9 protein-coding genes are annotated in these 18,383 nt (G+C 66.7%); 5 read left to right on the forward strand and 4 right to left on the reverse strand.

Annotation, left to right across the window (positions count from 1 at the left end; all coding sequences use genetic code 11):
* Window positions 1–2: 2 nt before the first annotated feature.
* Window positions 3–563: a GTP cyclohydrolase I FolE gene (gene folE / locus VN634_09905; GenBank protein HXC51185.1), complete on the forward strand. Its 561-nt coding sequence runs from the start codon at window positions 3–5 to the stop codon at window positions 561–563.
* A gap of 48 nt (window positions 564–611) precedes the next feature.
* Window positions 612–1,835, forward strand: coding sequence for a HAMP domain-containing sensor histidine kinase (locus VN634_09910; protein HXC51186.1), 1,224 nt, complete (start codon window positions 612–614; stop codon window positions 1,833–1,835).
* A gap of 182 nt (window positions 1,836–2,017) precedes the next feature.
* On the opposite strand, the gene VN634_09915 is transcribed toward VN634_09910, so the two are convergent.
* The 4 genes from VN634_09915 to VN634_09930 form a co-directional block, all read right to left on the reverse strand.
* Window positions 2,018–3,262 carry a hypothetical protein gene (locus VN634_09915; GenBank protein HXC51187.1) on the reverse strand — a complete coding sequence of 415 codons (1,245 nt, stop codon included), beginning with the start codon at window positions 3,260–3,262 and terminating at the stop codon, window positions 2,018–2,020.
* Window positions 3,263–3,897: 635 nt separating this feature from the next.
* Window positions 3,898–6,159, reverse strand: coding sequence for a transglycosylase domain-containing protein (locus VN634_09920; protein HXC51188.1), 2,262 nt, complete (start codon window positions 6,157–6,159; stop codon window positions 3,898–3,900).
* 1 nt (window position 6,160) lies between these two features.
* Complete coding sequence (locus tag VN634_09925) at window positions 6,161–11,971, reverse strand: MG2 domain-containing protein (protein HXC51189.1); 5,811 nt, start codon at window positions 11,969–11,971, stop codon at window positions 6,161–6,163.
* 83 nt (window positions 11,972–12,054) lie between these two features.
* Window positions 12,055–13,935, reverse strand: a complete 1,881-nt coding sequence (locus VN634_09930; GenBank protein HXC51190.1) for a TolC family protein — start codon at window positions 13,933–13,935, stop codon at window positions 12,055–12,057.
* Between the two features lie 316 nt (window positions 13,936–14,251).
* Between VN634_09930 and VN634_09935 the strand changes: the two genes are divergently transcribed.
* The 3 genes from VN634_09935 to VN634_09945 all read left to right on the forward strand — a co-directional run bounded on the left by VN634_09935 (window position 14,252) and on the right by VN634_09945 (window position 18,373).
* Entirely contained in the window at window positions 14,252–15,400 is a 1,149-nt protein-coding gene (locus VN634_09935; GenBank protein ID HXC51191.1) for an alanine--glyoxylate aminotransferase family protein, read from the forward strand.
* Window positions 15,401–15,462: 62 nt separating this feature from the next.
* Window positions 15,463–17,049, forward strand: a complete 1,587-nt coding sequence (gene serA / locus VN634_09940; GenBank protein HXC51192.1) for a phosphoglycerate dehydrogenase — start codon at window positions 15,463–15,465, stop codon at window positions 17,047–17,049.
* 10 nt (window positions 17,050–17,059) lie between these two features.
* Complete coding sequence (locus tag VN634_09945; GenBank protein ID HXC51193.1) at window positions 17,060–18,373, forward strand: adenylosuccinate synthase; 1,314 nt, start codon at window positions 17,060–17,062, stop codon at window positions 18,371–18,373.
* Window positions 18,374–18,383 lie beyond the last annotated feature (10 nt).

Below are 18,383 nucleotides of genomic sequence, written 5' to 3' on the forward strand. Positions count from 1 at the left end.
TCATGTCCGAGCCCGGCGAATCCCAGGTCCGCGAGATCCTCACGGTTCTCGGCGAAGACATCGACCGCGAAGGCCTGCGCAAGACGCCAGCGCGCGTCATGCGTGCGTACAAGTTCTTCACCAAAGGCTACGTTGAGGATCCGCGCGCGGTCATCGGGGACGCGATGTTCACCGAGGACTACTCGGAGATGATCATCGTCAAGGACATCGATTTCTTCTCGCTTTGCGAGCATCACCTGCTGCCGTTCTTCGGCCGCGTGCACGTCGCGTATCTGCCCAAGGGCCGAATCGTCGGCATCAGCAAGATTGCGAGGCTGGTCGAAACCTACGCCCGCCGGCTCCAGGTACAGGAGCGCATGACCGACCAGATCGCGAACACGATCAGCGAGGTGCTCGGCGCGAGCGGTGTCGGCGTCGTGATCGAGGCCGAGCACATGTGCATGCGCATGCGCGGCGTCGAGAAGCCGAACTCGGTCGTCGTCACGAGCTCGCTCGTCGGCGTGTTCCGCGAAAAAGAAACCCGCCAGGAATTCAACAATCTGATTTCGACCAAGATGCGCTGACGGCGCATCGTTCAGCAGGATGCGCTGAGAGGCGCATCGTTCAGAGGGATGACGCGCAGCGTTCAGAACACTGCGCTGGCGGCCGATCGCTTGTCCGGAAAAGCTCGTTCGTGCCAGCGGGCAGCTGAAATCGTCTCGATCGCGCCATTTTTCCTTGTCCGTTCGCTTGGGCTGGCGCAGATTTCGTGCGTGCTGAGCGATTTCCTCATCTCCCATCGCGATGTGATCATCGATTCGATCCGGACACGGGTCGCATCGCGCGAATCTCCGAAACCCACGGAGCGCGAGATGGAAGGCATCCCGGTCTTTCTCGATCAGCTTGGCGAGGCGCTACGGCTGGCGGCGCTGAGCGACGTCATCGACCACGACGAGATCGCAAAGAGCGCGGCCCGTCACGGCCACGAGCTGCTCCGCAGGGGACTGACGATCGGACAGGTCGTGCACGACTATGGCGACGTCTGCCAGTCCGTAACCGAGCTCGCTGTCGATTCCGGAACGACCATCTCGAGCAGCGACTTCCGGACGCTCAACCTCTGCCTCGACGATGCGATTGCCGGAGCGGTCACGGAGTTCGCGAAGCAACGCGAGCTCGAAATTGCCGGCCAGGAAAACGAGCGCCTCGGTGTGCTCGCCCACGAGCTGCGCAATCATCTGAACACGGCCATGCTTGCCTTCGAAGCCATTCGCGACGGGCATGTGGCTCCGGGTGGCAGCACCGGGCAGGTGCTGGGACGGGCTCTTACCGACCTGAATCTTCTGCTCGGCCGGTCGCTCGCTCACGTCCGGCTCGATGCCGGCATCATGCAGCACGAGCGGATTCCAGTTGCCGATCTCCTGGAGGAGATCGCGACCGGATCCTCGATGGTGGCCAGGGCCCGCGGCGTCAAGTTCAGCGTTTCCGAGGTGGCGGCTGCCGTTGCCATCGAAGGCGACCGGCAGATTCTTTCCGCGGCACTGACCAACCTTCTTCAGAACGCTTTCAAGTTCACGCACAAAAACAGTCGCGTCTCGCTGACGACAACTGTCACGTCTCGTCGCGTCGTTTTCGAGGTCGAGGACGAATGCGGTGGTCTGCCCGTCGGTAAAGCCGCGGATCTGTTCCTGCCGTTCCAGCAGATCGGACCGGATCGTAGCGGTCTCGGACTCGGACTCTCGATCTGCATGCGCGCGGTAACCATGAGCGGTGGTGAGCTTCGCGTCCGGGATCTTCCGGGCAAGGGCTGCGTGTTCACCCTCGACTTGCCGCGAGCGGGAGTGCCCGTCGAGAACTGATCCGTCACTCGGTGGTCGTCACGAGCTCGCTCGTCGGCTCCTTCCGCGAAAAAAACCCGCCAGGAATTCAACAACCCGATTTCGACCAAGATGCGCTGAAAGGCGCATCGTTCAGAAGATACGCTGAAGAGCGCATCGTTCGGAAGATACGCTGATAGCGCATCATTCACTCCGACGACGTCTTACGGCGCGGCCGCCATTCCCCGACATTCCCCGGGGAATGTTCGCGCATGGGCGAGATTGCCGCGCCTCGCGTCCATGAAGGCGCGGCCGAAGTCGAGGTCGGCCTGATACTGGTTATGTGCCGCGCAGCGCAGCTCGATGTTCTCGGGCGTAGGAGGTCCGCCCATCGCGAAGGGAGCTCTGTGGTGGAACTCGATGTTGCTGGTCTCGCGGCAGCGACGTCCTCGGCCGTCTACGTAGCAGCAGCGACCCGAGTCGCGTCGCCATACCTCGCGCCGCACGGCCGCCGGGATGGTCCGGGATCGCTGTTCTCGCTGCGAAGCTGCCGTATCGGCCGCGCGCGCCATTGAGTCCGGCCGATCGGTGCATTCCGCGTTCGTCGGCGTCGTCGACTTCGGTCGGTCGGTGCAGCCTGCCTTGCGCGCGAGTGTCCGGACGAGCAGCACGTCGATCGCACGACTGATAATTGCGGCCGGGTCGCGACCGGTCGCCGAGCGGCCGAGCAGATCCTGTAGCGATCGCAGCTTGTCGTGCGTGTCTTCGTCTACAGTGATCTCGATCTTGTAACGACGCGGGCTGAGCGGAACGATCGGCTTCGGCACTGTTGCCGGCTGCGCTGACGATGGAGCGATTGCAGCGCCGACGACCTCGGAGTCCGGCCGATTACTCGAGCAACTGACGGACTCGCGGTCTGTCGAAGTGCACCGATCGCTCGCACTGCCGACCTGCTCGCAATCCATCGAAGTCGCGCCGGCCGACACCGCCGGCCCATTGTTCGCCGCGCCCCCTGCGCGAGGCCCGGGCATCGCACGAACACGCGACGCCACATCGGCTCGCGGCGCCAGCTCGGCAACCAGCCGCTCGACTTCGCGCGAGCTCTTGTGCCTGGCGCGCTCGAGCACTCGCACGTGGTTCTCGGCGGTCAGATGCCTCGCCAGCAGATGGATCGCGCTGAGATGCACTTCGCCGCGTGCGACCAGATCCAGCACGACCGGAAAGCGGCGCGCCGTGCGCGCAGCCCAGATCCGCTTGGCCGTTACCTGCTCCGACATGTGGAAGCGCTCCATGCAGAAGCTGAACATGGAGGAGCAGGTATGCCCGGCCCAGAGCTTGCGCTCATCGATCTCGGCGATCGCGACGAGTAACGCCGCCGTCGTACGACGGTCGCGGGCGACGAGGCACTCGAAGTGATCGAGCAGTTCCTTTTCGGAGAGCTTTGCAATGCTGTCGAAGGATGTCGTCATGACGACCCTTGTAACACGGGTTTTTCAGTGGTCGTTCTCCGCAAGGACGCGACGCCTACAGACTTGCGCCTCTCGCGACAAGGCGCGAAGTCCGAGCGGCGCAACGCGCGAAGCCGCGAAAAAAGCAGAGCGCCCCGTTTCGCTTCGCTATACGCGACGTGAAGCGGCGAAAAATCGGCGTCAAGCGAAATCGACGTCGCGACGACGCTTCCATAACAAAAATAGCATAGCCGGCCGGGATCCGCGCCCGACGCCGCGCTCGTGCGACCGACGGAACCCGACGCCGCGCGCGTGCGTCCGACGGAACCCGACGCCGCGCGCGGGCGTCCGACGCCGCGCGTGTATGATCCGACGAAAGCGTTCGGACCCGGCAGCATCGCCAACATTCCCCGGGGAATGTTCGTGCAGCACGGACGTCGCCGCGCTGGCGTGCGGCGCATCGCAACAACAAGCCCATCGCCGGTAGTGGCATCGACACCAGCCGGTCGACGCGAGCCGGGATCTAGCCGCGCGAATCAGGCTCGTCCGTCGCCATGACGACTCGAGAGCATTTCTCTCACAACGAACACCCTGCTGGACGTCTCTTTACCGCGCAACAATACGCTTGGCGGAGTAACAGCTTCATCGACGCTGCTTCACTCCCGCTCCGTCCCCTTCACCTGAAACCGCACGACACCGTACGTCTGCGCACCATCCGCGAGCACCAGCTCGTGCTGCCCGCGCACCGGTTCCCACATCAGCGGCGTCGCGGCGTGGCCGAGCTCGCGGCCGTCGAGTCGCCAGACCGTCTGCGCGGTTGCCGAGCGTGCCACGAGCGGAATGCGCTGGCGCTCTTTCGGAATGTCCGGATCGATCGCGAAGCGGCTGCCGTCGGCCGGCGCGGCGATGCGCGGCCAGTCGTCGAGGGGCTCGGCCGCGATATCTTGCGCGACATCGGTCGCGACATCGGGCTGCGTACCGGCGCGGTAATGCTCGCTGCGCGCGGGCTCGGCGTCGCGAGCGAACGCAGTCCATGCGTCGACGATTCCGTTGGGCATCGCCGGCGCGGCGCTCGCGACGTCGGCGTGCAGATAGCCCATCACGTCGTTCCAGACCGGTGCGGCGCCGGTGGTGCCGCTGACGTCGTGCATCGGCTCGCCCGAAAAATTGCCGACCCACACACCGACGGTGTAGCGGCTCGAAAAGCCGATGCACCAGTTGTCACGCATGTCCTTGCTCGTGCCGGTTTTCACGGCGCTCCAGAAGCGCGTCGCGAGCGGGTTTTCCAGATGGAACGTCGTCGCGCGGCTCTCGCGGTCGGCGAGGATGTCGCCGACGAGCCACGCCGTCTGCTCGTCGAACACCGCTCGCGACTCGCGCGCGTTTTCCGGACGCAGAGTGAGCGGGCTCCAACTGCCGCGGTTGGCGAGTGCCCGATACGCGCCGACGAGCTCCCACAGGCTGACGTCCGCCGAACCGAGCGCGAGCGACGGGCCGTACCAGCTTCCGCCCTGCGTGACGCCGTCGAATCCGAGCTGCCGAAGCGTTGCGACGAATGAGTCTTCGCCCGCGAGCATCAGCATCCGCACCGCCGGAATGTTGAGCGACGCGGCCAGCGCGGTGCGCACCGACACCAGCCCGCGGAAGTTCCCGTCGTAGTTGGCCGGACGATACAGGCTGCCGTCGACGGGAACTTCGAGCGGCTCGTCCTCGAGCAGCGTCGCCGGAGTGACGAGCCCGCGCCCGAGCGCGAGCGCATAGAGGAACGGCTTCAGTGAAGATCCCGCCTGCCGTTTCGCGCGGACGCCGTCGACGTCGGACGCGCGCGAAAGCCCGCGGACAGATCCGACATAAGCCAGCACCTGTCCGCTCGCATTGTCGACGACCAGCACCGCGCCGTCGCCTGCCGACCGGTCCTGGAGATCGCTGAGGCGGCGATGCAGCGACTCGACGGCGAGCGCCTGCACGCGCGCATCGATCGACGACTCTACGTCGCGGCATGCCGGTGCGCCGGCGACGAGGCGTCTCGCAGCATGCGGTGCGAGGTTCGTGCGCGGGCCCTGCGAGTCGGGCGTGCTCGCAACGCGCCGCACGGCTTCTTCGACGGCCGCCGGATCGGCATCGAAGCGTGCTGCCACGCGCCGCGCGCGCGGAAGCAGCTCGGCCGCCGCGGCGTTGGGCGCGCGGATCGACGCGGCCAGCGCACTGCTTTCCTGCGAAGTGAGGCCATGCGGTGCCTTCGCGAAGATCGCGTAGGCCGCAGCGCGAACGCCTTCGACCTCGCCGCGCACCGGCACGAGGTTGAGGTAGGCCTCGAGGATCTCGTCCTTGGTCCACGCGCGTTCGAGAGCCCATGCGGCGCGCATCTGTTGCCATTTTTCGATTGGACCGCGCTGGCTTCGGCCGGAGGTTTCGTCGCGCTGGCTCGCGCCGGACCTCTCATCGCGCTGGCTCTCGCCGATCCTCTCATCGCGCTGGCTCTCGCCGCGCTCTGCGCCCGTCCGCCTGCTGCCGCGTGCGAGCGAAGGGTCGAGGAGTGCCGCGAGCTGCATCGTGATCGTGCTTGCGCCGCGCCGGCTGCTGCCGTCGATCCATTGCTGTACAGCCGCCAGGATCGCTCGCCAGTCCACGCCGCCGTGTTCGGAAAACCGCCGGTCCTCCGAAAACACGACGGCGTCGACGAACGACGGCGAAACTTCCGCGAGAGCCGTCCACGCAAGCCTTCGCCGGGCGGGATCCGTTCTCGTCTCGTGCAGCACCTCGCCGCTCCGGTCGAGCACGCGCAGGTCCGACGGGCACCACGCGCCGCGCACCTGCTCGAAAGAAGGAAGCGCGCGCACCCGCGAGATGCTCCACTGGAACACGCCGGCCGCGATCAGCAGCGAAACGGCAAGCGTGCAGTAGAGAGCTCGTCGCATGCTACGGCTCGACGATGAGGTCGGTGTTCGGGGCCTCGCCGAACACTTCCGGCGCATACAGCGCCTCGACGCGCGTCGGCGGCAGGTGGAAGCTGCCGGCCTGGTTGAGGCGGATCGCATATTCGATGAACGCGTGACCGTCGGGCATCTGCTCGACGTACGCGCGCCATGATTCGTGGCTGCGCTCGACGTAGCGCGGCCACAGCACGCCGTCTTTCATCTGCTGGATCCAGTCGGACCACGAAAGCTGCGGCGGCGGCGCTGCGCGTCCGAGGCCGCTGGCAAGATGCGACGCGCCGGTCGGAAGCGGATCCTCGATGACGACCCACCACATCGGCCGCTGCGCGTCGATGTCGAGGCGAATGCCCATGCGATCGCCGCGGCTCCACTTGCCGGGCGTGCGCGCATCGATCGCACGAACCGTTTTCGTGATGCGGTATCCGGCGGCGACCGGAGCCGTACGCGCGACTGCTGCGCGCGACGTCGTCGTGATCCACGGCTTGCCGCTGCCCTGCTGCGCGACCGCCATCGTCGCCTCCGCCGGCGGCCACGGCAGCGTGACCGGCGCGGGCTCGGGCACGGACCATTCGATGGCTCGCGCCTGGTCGGCGAGCGCGACGGTGGTGCGGCCGGCGACCGGCTCGCTCTCGTAGGTTTTTTCGAACGTGCGCATCGCGAGCACGGCCCAGGCATTGGCGACCGTCGTGTCGAGCGCTCCGTCCTTGCGGCGCGCGACGAGGCCGCGCAGGATCCGCGGCGCGTCTTCCTTCCAAAGGTTGCGCTCGGCCACGAGCAGCAGCAGGCGCGCGGCGTTCGAATCCGGACCCGCCATCATCCACCAGATCGCGTCGTCTTTTTCGGTCGTGAAGACGAGCGTCGTGCCCGACAGGTCGAGCCGCGCGCGCAGGATTCTTTCGGCGGCGCGCCGTTTGCTGTCGGCCGCCGGCAGCTGCGCTGCACCGGCGCCGACCGGCAGATGAAGAAGGATGCTCCACCAGTCGAGCACGCTCGACGTCGGCCACAGCTCGGGCTGGATCGCGATCGTCGAGAGCATCGCCGGATCGGCGGCGCCGATGCGCGCGAGCGCTTCGACGGCGGCGAGCTTGCGCAGCGAAAGATCCGGAAGCGGCAGCCACGACGGGCGAACGACGCTGCCGTTCACGTAGCCGACGAGTCCGTCCTTCATGCGCGTCAGGAGCTCTTCCGGAATCTTGCGCCCCGCTGCCGTCGCGATCGAGATCACGTATGCCGTCAGGCGGTCGTCGCCCGGCGTCTGGCCGGGGAAGTACCCGAGCAGTCCGTCACCGTCGATGTACGTGCCGAGCTCGCCCATGATCTTCTGCCACGCGTCGTCGTCTTCGCGTCCGATTGCGATCGATACGCGCTGCTCGAGGCACGAGTACCGGTAGTGCGCGAGCCAGTCCTTCAGCGGCGCGACGCCTGCAGCCAGCGATGCGGCGGCACTGACGACGATGCCGCTTCCGGCAGCGCCGGTATCGGCATCGGCGGGCGCCCGCACCGGCATCGAGATCGAACCGTCGAGCTGCGCGAGCGTGGACTGCACGACGCGCACCGGCTCACGCGGAATGATCCGCTGGCGGATCGTGAGCAGGTCTTCGGCGGCCGGCGCGGCCGATGCGCGCATGCTGTAGACGAGCTCGCTCGCACCGGCGGGAACCTTGACCGGCCATACGAGCACGCGCGACTCGCCCGGGCCGACGGCAACTTCCTGCGCGGGAAGGTCGACCTTGCCGGCATTTCCGTTTGCTTCGGCGCTTCCGAACGCGCGCACGACGAGCGGGCTCTGGCCGGTGTTTCGCACCGTGAACTCGGCTCCGAGCTCGTCGCGCTCGCGCGCGAGCGGCGGAAGGCCCGACAGGATCGACAGCTCGCGGTTCGCGCGAATGGTCGTGCTGCCCTTGCCGAACTGGCCCGCGCCGGCCGTCGCGACCGCGACGATCCGGAACGACGTCAGCGAATCGTTGAGCGGCACTTCCACGTCGGCTTCGCCGGCCGCGTCGAGCTTGACGCGCGGCGACCAGAACAACAGCGTGTCGAACAGCTCGCGCGTCGATCCGTTGCCGCCGCCGCCGCCGGTCGGCAGTGCCTTCTTGCCGAAGTGCCGCTTGCCGATCACCTGGCCCTGCGCGGTCGATGTCTCCACCTCGCAGCTGCGGTGCGACATCATTGCATCGAGCAGGTTCCAGCTGCGGTTTTCGGAAAGCTCGAGCAGGCCTTCGTCGACGGCGGCGATCGCGACTTCGCTGCCGGCCTCGGGCGGCCTTCCTTCCGGATCGCGCACGCGCACGTGCACCCTGGCTTTTTCGCGCGTGCGGTACAGCTCGCGGTCGCTTTTCACGTCCACGGCCAGGCGATGGGTCTTCCAGTCGACGGTGAGCTCGGTCAGCCCGAGCTTGAATGCCGGCCGGCCGAGATCGAGGAGCGCAGTCGGCTGAACGTCGCCGACGCGACCTCGCACGGCGAGCACCGAGATGAAAATGTTCGGGGCCTCGTCGCCGCCGATCGCAACCTCGACGACCGGATTCTCACCGGTGAGATGGACGACCTGCGTGAGACCGACACCTTCGCGCTCGGTGGTGACGAGCGCGGTCGCTTCGCGAAACGGCATGCGGACCTGGAGCCGCGCCGTTTCTCCCGGTTCGTACGAACGCTTCTCCGGAACCAGCTCGATGCGATCGCCCGCGTGATTTTCAAAGCCCGAGCTTTCCTCGCCGACCCAGACTTCGGAGTGCGTCGTGGCGGTGTTGCCTTCGGGGTCGGTGACGATGGCTTCGAGCACGACCTGACCGTCGGCGGGAGCCTTGGCCTCGCACCGGAAGCGGCCCTGCGCGTCGCTCCGGCCTTCGCACAGCACGCCGAGGCGTCTGGTCTCCGACGTGTTGTCGTAGTCGTAGAAACCGCCGACGAGGCGTTTGCGGTGCGACAGCCAGCGGCGCGACGCGGCTTCGATACGGACCGGCGTACCTGCCGACGGCTTTCCGTCGGTCGTCAGCACGACCACCTGCGGATGCAGCGTCTCGCCGGTATCGAGCCAGTCCTCGACGCGGAGGCCGGGCACGCGCGAAGCTGCCATCAGAGTCCGCGTGGTCGCGACGTTGACGGTCTCGCCGTTCGGATCGCGGAACTCGGCTTCGACGACGAGGTCGGTCGGCCGATCGATGGCCGGCAGGTCCGCGAGCGTGACGCGGCCTGCGCCGGCAGCGTCGAGCGTCAGCTCTTTTTTGGGAAGCGATCGCGACACCGGCTCGCCGGAGCCTTCGCCGTCACAGTCTCCTTCCTCGCAGTCGTCCGATTGCGCCGCTTCTTCGATCGGGCCCGCGGCGAACGTGAAGCCTTCGTAATCGTCGGGCGCGGTAAACGCGCCGGGCACGAGCTCGCTGCGCAGCACCACCGGCAGGCCCGAAGCTGCGCCGCCCGACAGGTAGCGAACCGACAGGTCGACGTCGACCGACTTCGGCCGGGCGGGAAGCGTCGGCGGAACGATCACGTCGCCGTGCATCAGCGGCACGCGAAACTGCTCGACGCGAAACGTTCCGGATTCGACGACGGATGATCCGGCCGTGAACTGCACGGTGTAGGTGCCGAGCGTCGCGCCGGCCGGCACGGCCCACTCGCCAGCGGCCAGACCCTGATCGTCGAACGCGACTTCGATCGGATAGGACTGGCCGCTGGCGGTGTGCTCGATCGTAGCCTTGACCGATCGTGCGTCCGCCGGCGGAATCTCGAATCCCGATGCGATCGTGCGCGTGCGCAGCACGTGCTTCATGTGGACGGTTTCGCCCTGGCGATAGAGCGGCCGGTCGAACACGGTGCGCAGCGCCGGACCGCCGCCGGACCATTCGCCGCCCGAAACGTGGAAGCGCCACGCTTCGATGCCGTCGCCCCACGACGTATGCACGAAGCTCATGTCGCCGGCGGTGCGCGCGACCACGAGAAGCCCGGAATCGAGCCCGGATATCGCCGGCGACGACGTGTAGTCGTACGAGACGTCCGTCTCTTCCCCTTGCGGCTCGACGGCCGCGCCGTCGTTCCAGCAGCTCGGCAGGTCGGTCTGCTTCGGCAGCATGCGGAAACGCGCGACACCGTCGGCGCCTGTCTCCGCGGACGCGAGCTCCTTGCCGTTGCAGTCGCTGACCGTGACGCGCGCGCCGCCGACCGGGGACGCCGTGTCGAGCGTGGTCACCCATGCGATCGAGCTCTCGCGGCCGTACTTGAAGTGCACCGCAAGGTTGGTGACGAGCACGCCCGCTGCGACGTACATCGTGCGCCCGGTGCTGAGCAGCGCCGCGCCGAGCATCGGGCTTGCGAGCTCGACGATATGCAGGCCCGGCCTCTCGAGCGGGATGCCGACGACTTCGGTCTCTTTCGAAGGCAGCGGTTTCGGAAGCGTGAAGCTCGTCTTTTCGCCGGCCGTCTCGAGACGCCGCGTTTCGGGCTCCGGCGCCGCGCCGGGCGCAGTCTTCGCTGGTGCGACTTTGGGGAACTCGAAGATCGAATGGTGCCTCGAGACGGCGCCGAGCCGGCGCAGCCAGCCGAGAATGCGCGCCGGATCGTCCGCGCTCACGCGCACGTCGACGCCCGTTACCGGCGGGGTGCCGTCGGCTACCGCTGCCGCGGTAGCGCGCGTGCCCGGTACGATCTGCTCGATGTTGCGAAGCGTGACCGGAAGCGCCGGCTCGGCATTGCGCTCGACGATGCCGAACGGCGCCGCGAACTTGGCGAGCACCGGCATCGCTCCGGTCTTTGCAACGAGCGCGGGCGCCTCGAGCACGCGGCCGGCATCGTCGCGAAGGTCGCGCGGAAGCTCGACCGTGTACGCCGCGTTCTCGGAAAACGGTCCGGGAAAAATCACCGTGGTGATTTCGCCGTCGCTGTCGTCGGCGGGCTTCGGCTTCTGCTCGCTTCCGTCCGGTCCTTTCAGCCGGATCGCATCGAACGCTTCGCGCGAAATCGGCGCGGTGAAATTGAGCCGGATCGGCTTGATCGGCACGCAGCCGGCGCGCGCATTCTCGCGAGTACACGAAAGCTCGACGTCGAATCGCGAGCGCGTCTTGAACTCGAAGACCTGGGGCTTGTCGGTCGCGATGCCGCTGGTCGAGCGAATGCCGGCCGACCACTGCAGGCGCACCTTCCTGTCGTTCGGAAACGTGCGTCGCGCCCGGATCGCGAGGATCGGCGGCGACGGGCGCGACCACGACGACAAGGTTGCAAGAATGGCATCGAGATCCGCGCCTTCGACCTTGTCGGCTTCGATGCGTCCGGGAAGGCCGTCGACGTAGAATCCGATCCGGCCCTGCGCCTGCGCGAAGTCGACGTCGGCATCGAGACCGAGCAGGAAGACCTGCTGCTCGTCGATGCCTTCGTACTCGCCCGGCGTCGGCGTGATCGAAATGACGGCGGGCCCGCCGGTCGAGAACGCGAAGGCTCGTTTGCCGCCGGCCGGGCTTCCGCTCGTCGACCTGAGATCGTCACGCAGCGTGAACGTGCAGCGCACTCCGCCGGCGACGGGTTTCTCGAAGTCGTAAACCCAGTTGGTTGCATCGATCCAGCGGCTCGAGCCCTTGGCCGGACAGTCGATGACGAACGGCGGTGCGAGGTCGCGAAGATCGCCGAACGGAACCATCGGCGCTGAAAATCGCGCGGTGACCTGATGCGGTTGCTTGACGATCCCCTGCGGCGAGAACTCCTGCACCGTAACCGCGGCGGCACGCGCCGACGGTGTGAACAGAGACACGAGCAGCAGGGAGACGAAAAGGATGTGAGAAGACCGGTACGGCCGAAGGGTTTTCACGCGCGCGACAATACGCCCGATGTCGCGGAACCCGCAATGCCGTCGCAGCCCGCAATGTCGCGGAAGATGCCGCGGCCGCTAGCTCAGAACAGATACCACCACGGCTTGCCGGGCGCGCTCGGGCTTTGAATCTCGATCCCGAAACGGGCGAGCAGGGTCCCCTCCGCCATGCGGAGCCGGGTAACGGCGCGGGCGTGGTCGGTGATCGCCCGCACCTCGGATGCAAGCGCGATCGCGAGCTTCTCCTGGAAGTCGAGCACGTCCTTCGTCGTGACCGCACCGAGCTCGTAGCGGCGCGTCTGGTTGCGGACGTTCTCTTCGGCAAGCTCGCGTGACGCTTTCGATGCGGTGACGCGCTTGGCCGCCGATTCGACGTCGGCCAGTGCACGCTCCACGTCGAGAGCGACGTTCGAGATCGTCTGCTCGAGGTCGCGGGACGCCTGGCGGACCTCGATTTCGGCCTTCGCGACGTCGGCGCGGGCGCGGGCATTTCCGAACGGGATCTCGATCTCGAAGCCGACGGCGTAGTCGTGGAAATCGTCTCCCCACAGGTCGAACGCATCGCCGTATCCGCCGCCATAGATCGATCGCACCTGCTGGCGCTGGTTCTCGTCAAGGATCGGTTCGCCCGTCTCCGTGTCGCGCAGCACCTGGGCATCGCCGGACAGTCCGAGGAATCCGTAGTGGCCGACGAGGCTGAGATCCCAGAGCCGCTGGTTGTGCTCGTTCTTCTCCTGGATGCGACGGCGGCCGAGCGCGTATGTCGCTGCACGGATCTCCGCGCGGCACTCGGCGGCGGTTCGAAGACTCGACTGCCGGTCGAGCTCGATCGGCGTCACGACGTGTTCTTCGACGGGGACGACCGGCTCGGGCGCCTTGCCGGCCGCGGCGCCGAGCATGACCTTGTACTGCAGGTCATGAGCAGCAACCGTCAGTGCGTTCTCGATGACGATCGAACGTTCGAGGCGTGCGGCTGCATCGGCTTCGGCTTCCTTGACTGCCACCGGCGCAAGCAGCCCGACGTCGACCTTGGCCTGGGCTTCGCGCACGAGCTCACGCGCGAGCGCAATCGATCGCCGGCTGACCTCGAGCTCGGCCGCTGCCTGCTCGTACGTCCAGTACACGTCGATGATGTCGGAGACGAAACGCGAAAGATTCGCTTCGAACTGCGCCAGCGACTCCTCGGCATCCGACCTCGCGACGAGCACGGCGGTGGTCTCGTTGCTGGCCCAGAAATTTCTGAGCAGCGGCTGCCGGAACGAAAGCGTGAGCCGCTCGTCGTAACGCGGATTGAGACCGTAGAACGGGGAATTGGTGTGGACGGCCTGGTTGTTCCAGGTCAGGTCCATGAAGCCTCCGCTTCGGAACAGCTTCGAGAGCGACGCGCCCGAGCGAATCGCCCGTTCGTTGAAGACCGGACTGGTTCCCGACGTGAGCGAGCTGGCCGACGGTGCGCGGATGTCGCTGCCGACGACGTTCGCGTGCACTTTCGGATCGAACGGCTCGGTCGCGCCGAACGGCTCCCACGCGTCGCGATTCGGGATCTCTCCCTGCGCGCGGATTCCGGGATTGTTCGCGACCGCGAAACGCACGGCTTCGGTAAGGCTGAGGCGCCTCGGCTCGCCCTGCGTGCGGCTGATCTCTCCGAGCATGCGCTCGACGATCCGGGCGGCGGTCGCATCGGCGCCTGCCATGCCGTTGGTCGGATGGTGGACCTCGGGCGATGGAGCAGCGAGCGCGTCTTTTGCCGGACGCGAGTGCATCAGCCCGGGCGCCGGTATCGCGACCGGCGCTCGTCCGGAAGCTTCCTTTTTTTCGCGCTGCGTTCCGGCCGTATCGTCGGCGGGATCCTGCGCACGAGCCTGCACGGCCGCGAGCACGATGGTCACGGCCAGCAGGGCGAACAGCCGCTTGTGCGAGCGCGGCGAGCGGCCGTCGCCTCGTCGAAGGCTCGATCCGGACAAACGGCAGCAATTCCGCGATAGCCGGAACAGGCGCTGGTGAAAAAATCCGTGTGTCATCAGTGCGCGGTCGGGAGCGTCCGGATCATCGGAACCTTTGCCGGACCGTGCGGACCTGCACAGCACGCAGCGGCTCGTATTGGAGCGGCGGAACTCAACGAAAGCGCACCTTTTTCGCAGCATGAGCAGGTGTCAAGTCGCGGCGGCGGTTTGTTGACATCCGGAGGGGGCGGGAATATCCGACGTCGGGAGATCCGAGGCCGCCGAGGCGTACGTCTCTGCGGACGAAGCTCACGGCCTCTTTCCCCCGCTCGAACCCATGCTGAAGAAGTACCTGCTCGCGCCGGGACCGACTCCGGTTCCTCCCGAGGTGTTGCTCGCGATGGCATCGCCGGTCGTGCTGCACCGTACGCCCGGGTTCAGCGAGTTGTTCCGGCGCGTGTCGGATGCGTCCGCGCGGCTGTTCGGTACCGACGGACCGGTGCTGACGCTCTCGTCGAGCGGAACCGGCGCAATGGAAGCCGCGGTCACGAACACGCTTTCGCCGGGCGACCGCGTGGTTGTCGTCAGCGGCGGAAAATTCGGCGAGCGCTGGGGGGAGATCTCGCGCACGTACGGTCTCGAGGTCGACGAGATCGACGTCGAGTGGGGAACGCCGGTCGATCCCGGCCTGGTCGCGGACGCGCTGCGGCGGAGCCCCGGGACGCGCGCGGTGATGATCCAGCACAGCGAAACATCGACGACCGCGCTGCACCCTGTCGAGGAGATCGCAAAGCTTACGCGCGGCACCGATACGCTGCTGATCGTAGACGGGATCACGTCGGTCGGCGTGCTCGACTGCCCGATGGACCGTACCGGCATCGACGTGCTCGTGACCGGCTCGCAGAAGGCGCTGATGCTTCCGCCCGGCCTTGCGCTGATCGCGCTCAGCGAGAAAGCGTGGAAGGCAAACGCGAAGGCAAAGCTGCCGCGCTACTACTTCGATCTCGCCAAGGCCCGCAAGAGCCTCGACGAAAACACCAGCGCGTACACGCCGGCAGTGACGCTGCTGTACGGACTCGACGCCGTCTACCGGATGGTCGAGACCAACGGCGGATGGCCCGCGGTCTATCGCCGACATCGGATTCTTTCCGAAGCCGCGCGGCGCGGAATCGAGACGATGGGGCTTCGCCTGCTCGCACCGGCCGCGCCGAGCCCGGCCGTGACGGGAGTGTGGGTTCCCGACGGAATCGACGGCGGCGCGATCACCAGATACGTGCGCGACGTCCTCGGCGTCACGATCGCGGGCGGACAGGGAAAGCTCAAGGGGAAGATCCTGCGGCTTGCCCACATCGGTTACGCTGACACGTTCGACGTGGTGGTCGGACTGTCGGCAATGGAAATGGCACTGCGGCACTTTGGAAGGGACGTTCCGCTCGGTCGCGGACCGGGCGCAGCCCAGGAAGTGCTGCTCGAAATGTATGCTTGAAGCATCGGGACAGGTTTTTCACCTGTCCACGCAACTCATGAACGAGAAAGAGAGAGGCTGACGTGGCGCGAATTCTGGTTTCCGACAAGCTCGACAAGCAGGGTCTCGAAATTCTTCAGGCGGCTCCTGGACTCGAGGTGGACAACAACCCCGGTCTTCCGCCCGATGAGCTGAAGAAGATCATCGGCAAGTACGAAGGCCTCGTGATCCGCAGCGGCACCAAGGTGACCGCCGATCTGCTCGAGGCCGCAACGTCGCTGAAGATCGTCGGCCGCGCCGGCATCGGCGTCGACAACGTCGACGTCGAAGCGGCCAGCAAGCGCGGCGTGATCGTCGCGAACACGCCCGGCGGCAACAACGTGACCACCGGCGAGCACGCGATCTCGATGATGCTCGCGTGCGCCCGCGACATTCCGCAGGCCAACGCGACGCTGCGCGCGGGGCAGTGGAAGCGCAACGATTTCATGGGCATCGAAGTCACCGGCAAGACGATCGGCGTGATCGGGCTCGGCAACATCGGTGCGATCGTCGCCGATCGCGCCAAGGGCCTGAAGATGAACGTGATCGGCTACGATCCGTTCGTCAATGCCGATGCGGCTGCACGCGCCGGCATCGAGCTCGTGTCGCTCGACGAGATGTACGCTCGCGCCGACTTCATCTCCGTCCACACGCCTCTGACGGCCGATACGCGCGGACTGATCGGTGAAGCCGCCATCGCGAAGATGAAAAAGGGCGTGCGCATCATCAACTGCGCGCGCGGCGGGATCATCGACGAGGCCGCGCTGCTCGCCGCCCTCAACGCCGGGCACGTCGGCGGCGCGGCGCTCGACGTGTTCGCGACCGAGCCTCCGACCAAGGACGATCCGCTCGTCACGCATCCGAAGGTGGTCGCGACGCCGCATCTCGGCGCGTCGACCGGCGAAGCCCAGCTCAACGTTGCGATCGCGGTAGCCGAGCAGATCCGCGACTTCTTCGCCGACGGCACGATCCGCAACGCGATCAACGTTCCGTCGCTGTCGGCCGAGGCCGCCGGTGCGATCGCACCGTACGTCTCGCTCGGCGAGAAGATCGGCTGCCTGCACGCCCAGCTCGCCGGCTGCGCGCCGAACGAGATCGTCATCTCGTACAACGGCGAAGTGGCCGACCTCGACGTGCGCCCGGTCAATGCGGCGGTGCTCAAGGGGCTGCTGTCGTCGGTGCTCGACGTGCCGCTGAACGCCGTCAATGCGCCGTTTCTGGCCAAGGACCGCGGCGTCAAGATCACCGAGGTCAAGAACCGCGACTCCAAGGCCTTCAGTAACTCGGTGTCGGTCACGTTCAAGCGCGGCGACCAGTCGCGCCGCATCGAAGGCGCCGTGTTCGGCGGCAAGATCGTGCGCCTCGTGCGCTTCGACGATTTCTTTCTCGAGGCAGTACCGGAAGGCAACATCCTCATCCTTCACAACCGCGACGTTCCGGGCGTGGTCGGCCGGCTCGGTACGTTCCTTGCCGAGCACAACGTGAACATCGCCGGCCTTTCGCTCGGACGCTCGGGGCCTGGCGGAGAGGCGGTGGCGTTCTACCATGTGGATTCGCCGCTGAACGCCGGCCAGCTCGACAAGCTGCGCAGCCTTCAGGACGTGACCTCCGCGCAGATGGTCAAGCTGTGAGAATCGGCGGGTGAAGAATTCGGCAAAGACAGTGGTCGTCGTCGGCCTGCAGTGGGGTGACGAAGGCAAAGGCAAGATCGTCGACCTGCTCTCGGGCCAGGCCGACGTCGTCGTGCGCTATCAGGGCGGCAACAATGCCGGTCATACGCTCGTCGTCGACGGCGTGCAGACCGTGCTGCACCTGGTTCCGTCGGGCGCGCTGCATGCGAACACGACCTGCGTGATCGGCGGCGGCGTGGTCGTCGATCCGACCGTGCTGCTCAAGGAAATCGACGCGCTGAGGAAGCGCGGCTTCCTCGCCGGCGAGCGCTCGCTCTTGATCAGCCAGGAAGCGCACGTGATCCTTCCGCATCACAAGGCGATCGACCAGGCGCGCGAGCGCAAGCGCGGCACCGGCATGATCGGCACCACCGGTCGCGGCATCGGTCCTGCGTACGAAGACAAGTCGGCGCGCATCGGCGTGCGCATGGCCGACCTGGTGTGCCCGGAGCACTTCACGCGCGTCTTGCGCGCGGTGCTCGAGGACAAGAACGATTATCTTCATGCGGTGCTGTCGCAGGAGCGCCTCGATTTCGACGGCATGATCGACGAGCTCGTCGAATGCGGCCGCAAGCTCGCGCCGATGGTCACCGATACGTCCGCGTTCCTCGACGCGGCGATCCGCTCGGGCAAGAACGTGCTGTTCGAAGGCGCACAGGGAGTGCTGCTCGACGTCGACCACGGCACGTATCCGTTCGTCACGTCGTCCAACACCGGATCGGGAGGGGTTCCGAACGGTGCGGGCGTCTCCCCGAAGCTCGTCAACCGTGTGATCGGGATTTCCAAGGCGTACACAACGCGCGTCGGAAGCGGGCCGTTTCCGACCGAGCTCGCCGATGCGCTCGGAGAGCGCCTGCGAGTCGAAGGCGGCGAATTCGGAGCCACGACCGGCCGGCCGCGACGCTGCGGATGGTTCGATGCGATGGTCGTTCGCAAAGGCGTCAGGCTGTCGGGAGTCGACGCCATCGCGCTGACCAAGCTCGACGTGCTGACCGGCATCGACACGCTGCGGCTGTGCACCGGATACACCCTGGACGGCAAGCCGACGGATGCGATTCCGCCGCTCGCCGATGACTTCGAGCGCGTGCGTCCGGTCTACGAAGACATGCCGGGCTGGACCGAGTCGATCACCGAGGCGCGTTCGCTCGACGATCTACCGCTCGCTGCGCGCAACTACGTGAGGCGTCTCGAAGAGCTGATCGGAGTTCCGGTCGGGATCCTTTCGACCGGGCCCGGCCGCGACCAGACGATGATGCTGTCGGAGCCGTTCGACTTCGCCGGCTGAGCCTGGAGCC

It is taken from the genome of Candidatus Limnocylindrales bacterium (assembly GCA_035571835.1).
Classification (GTDB): domain Bacteria; phylum Desulfobacterota; class Binatia; order UBA1149; family CAITLU01; genus DATNBU01.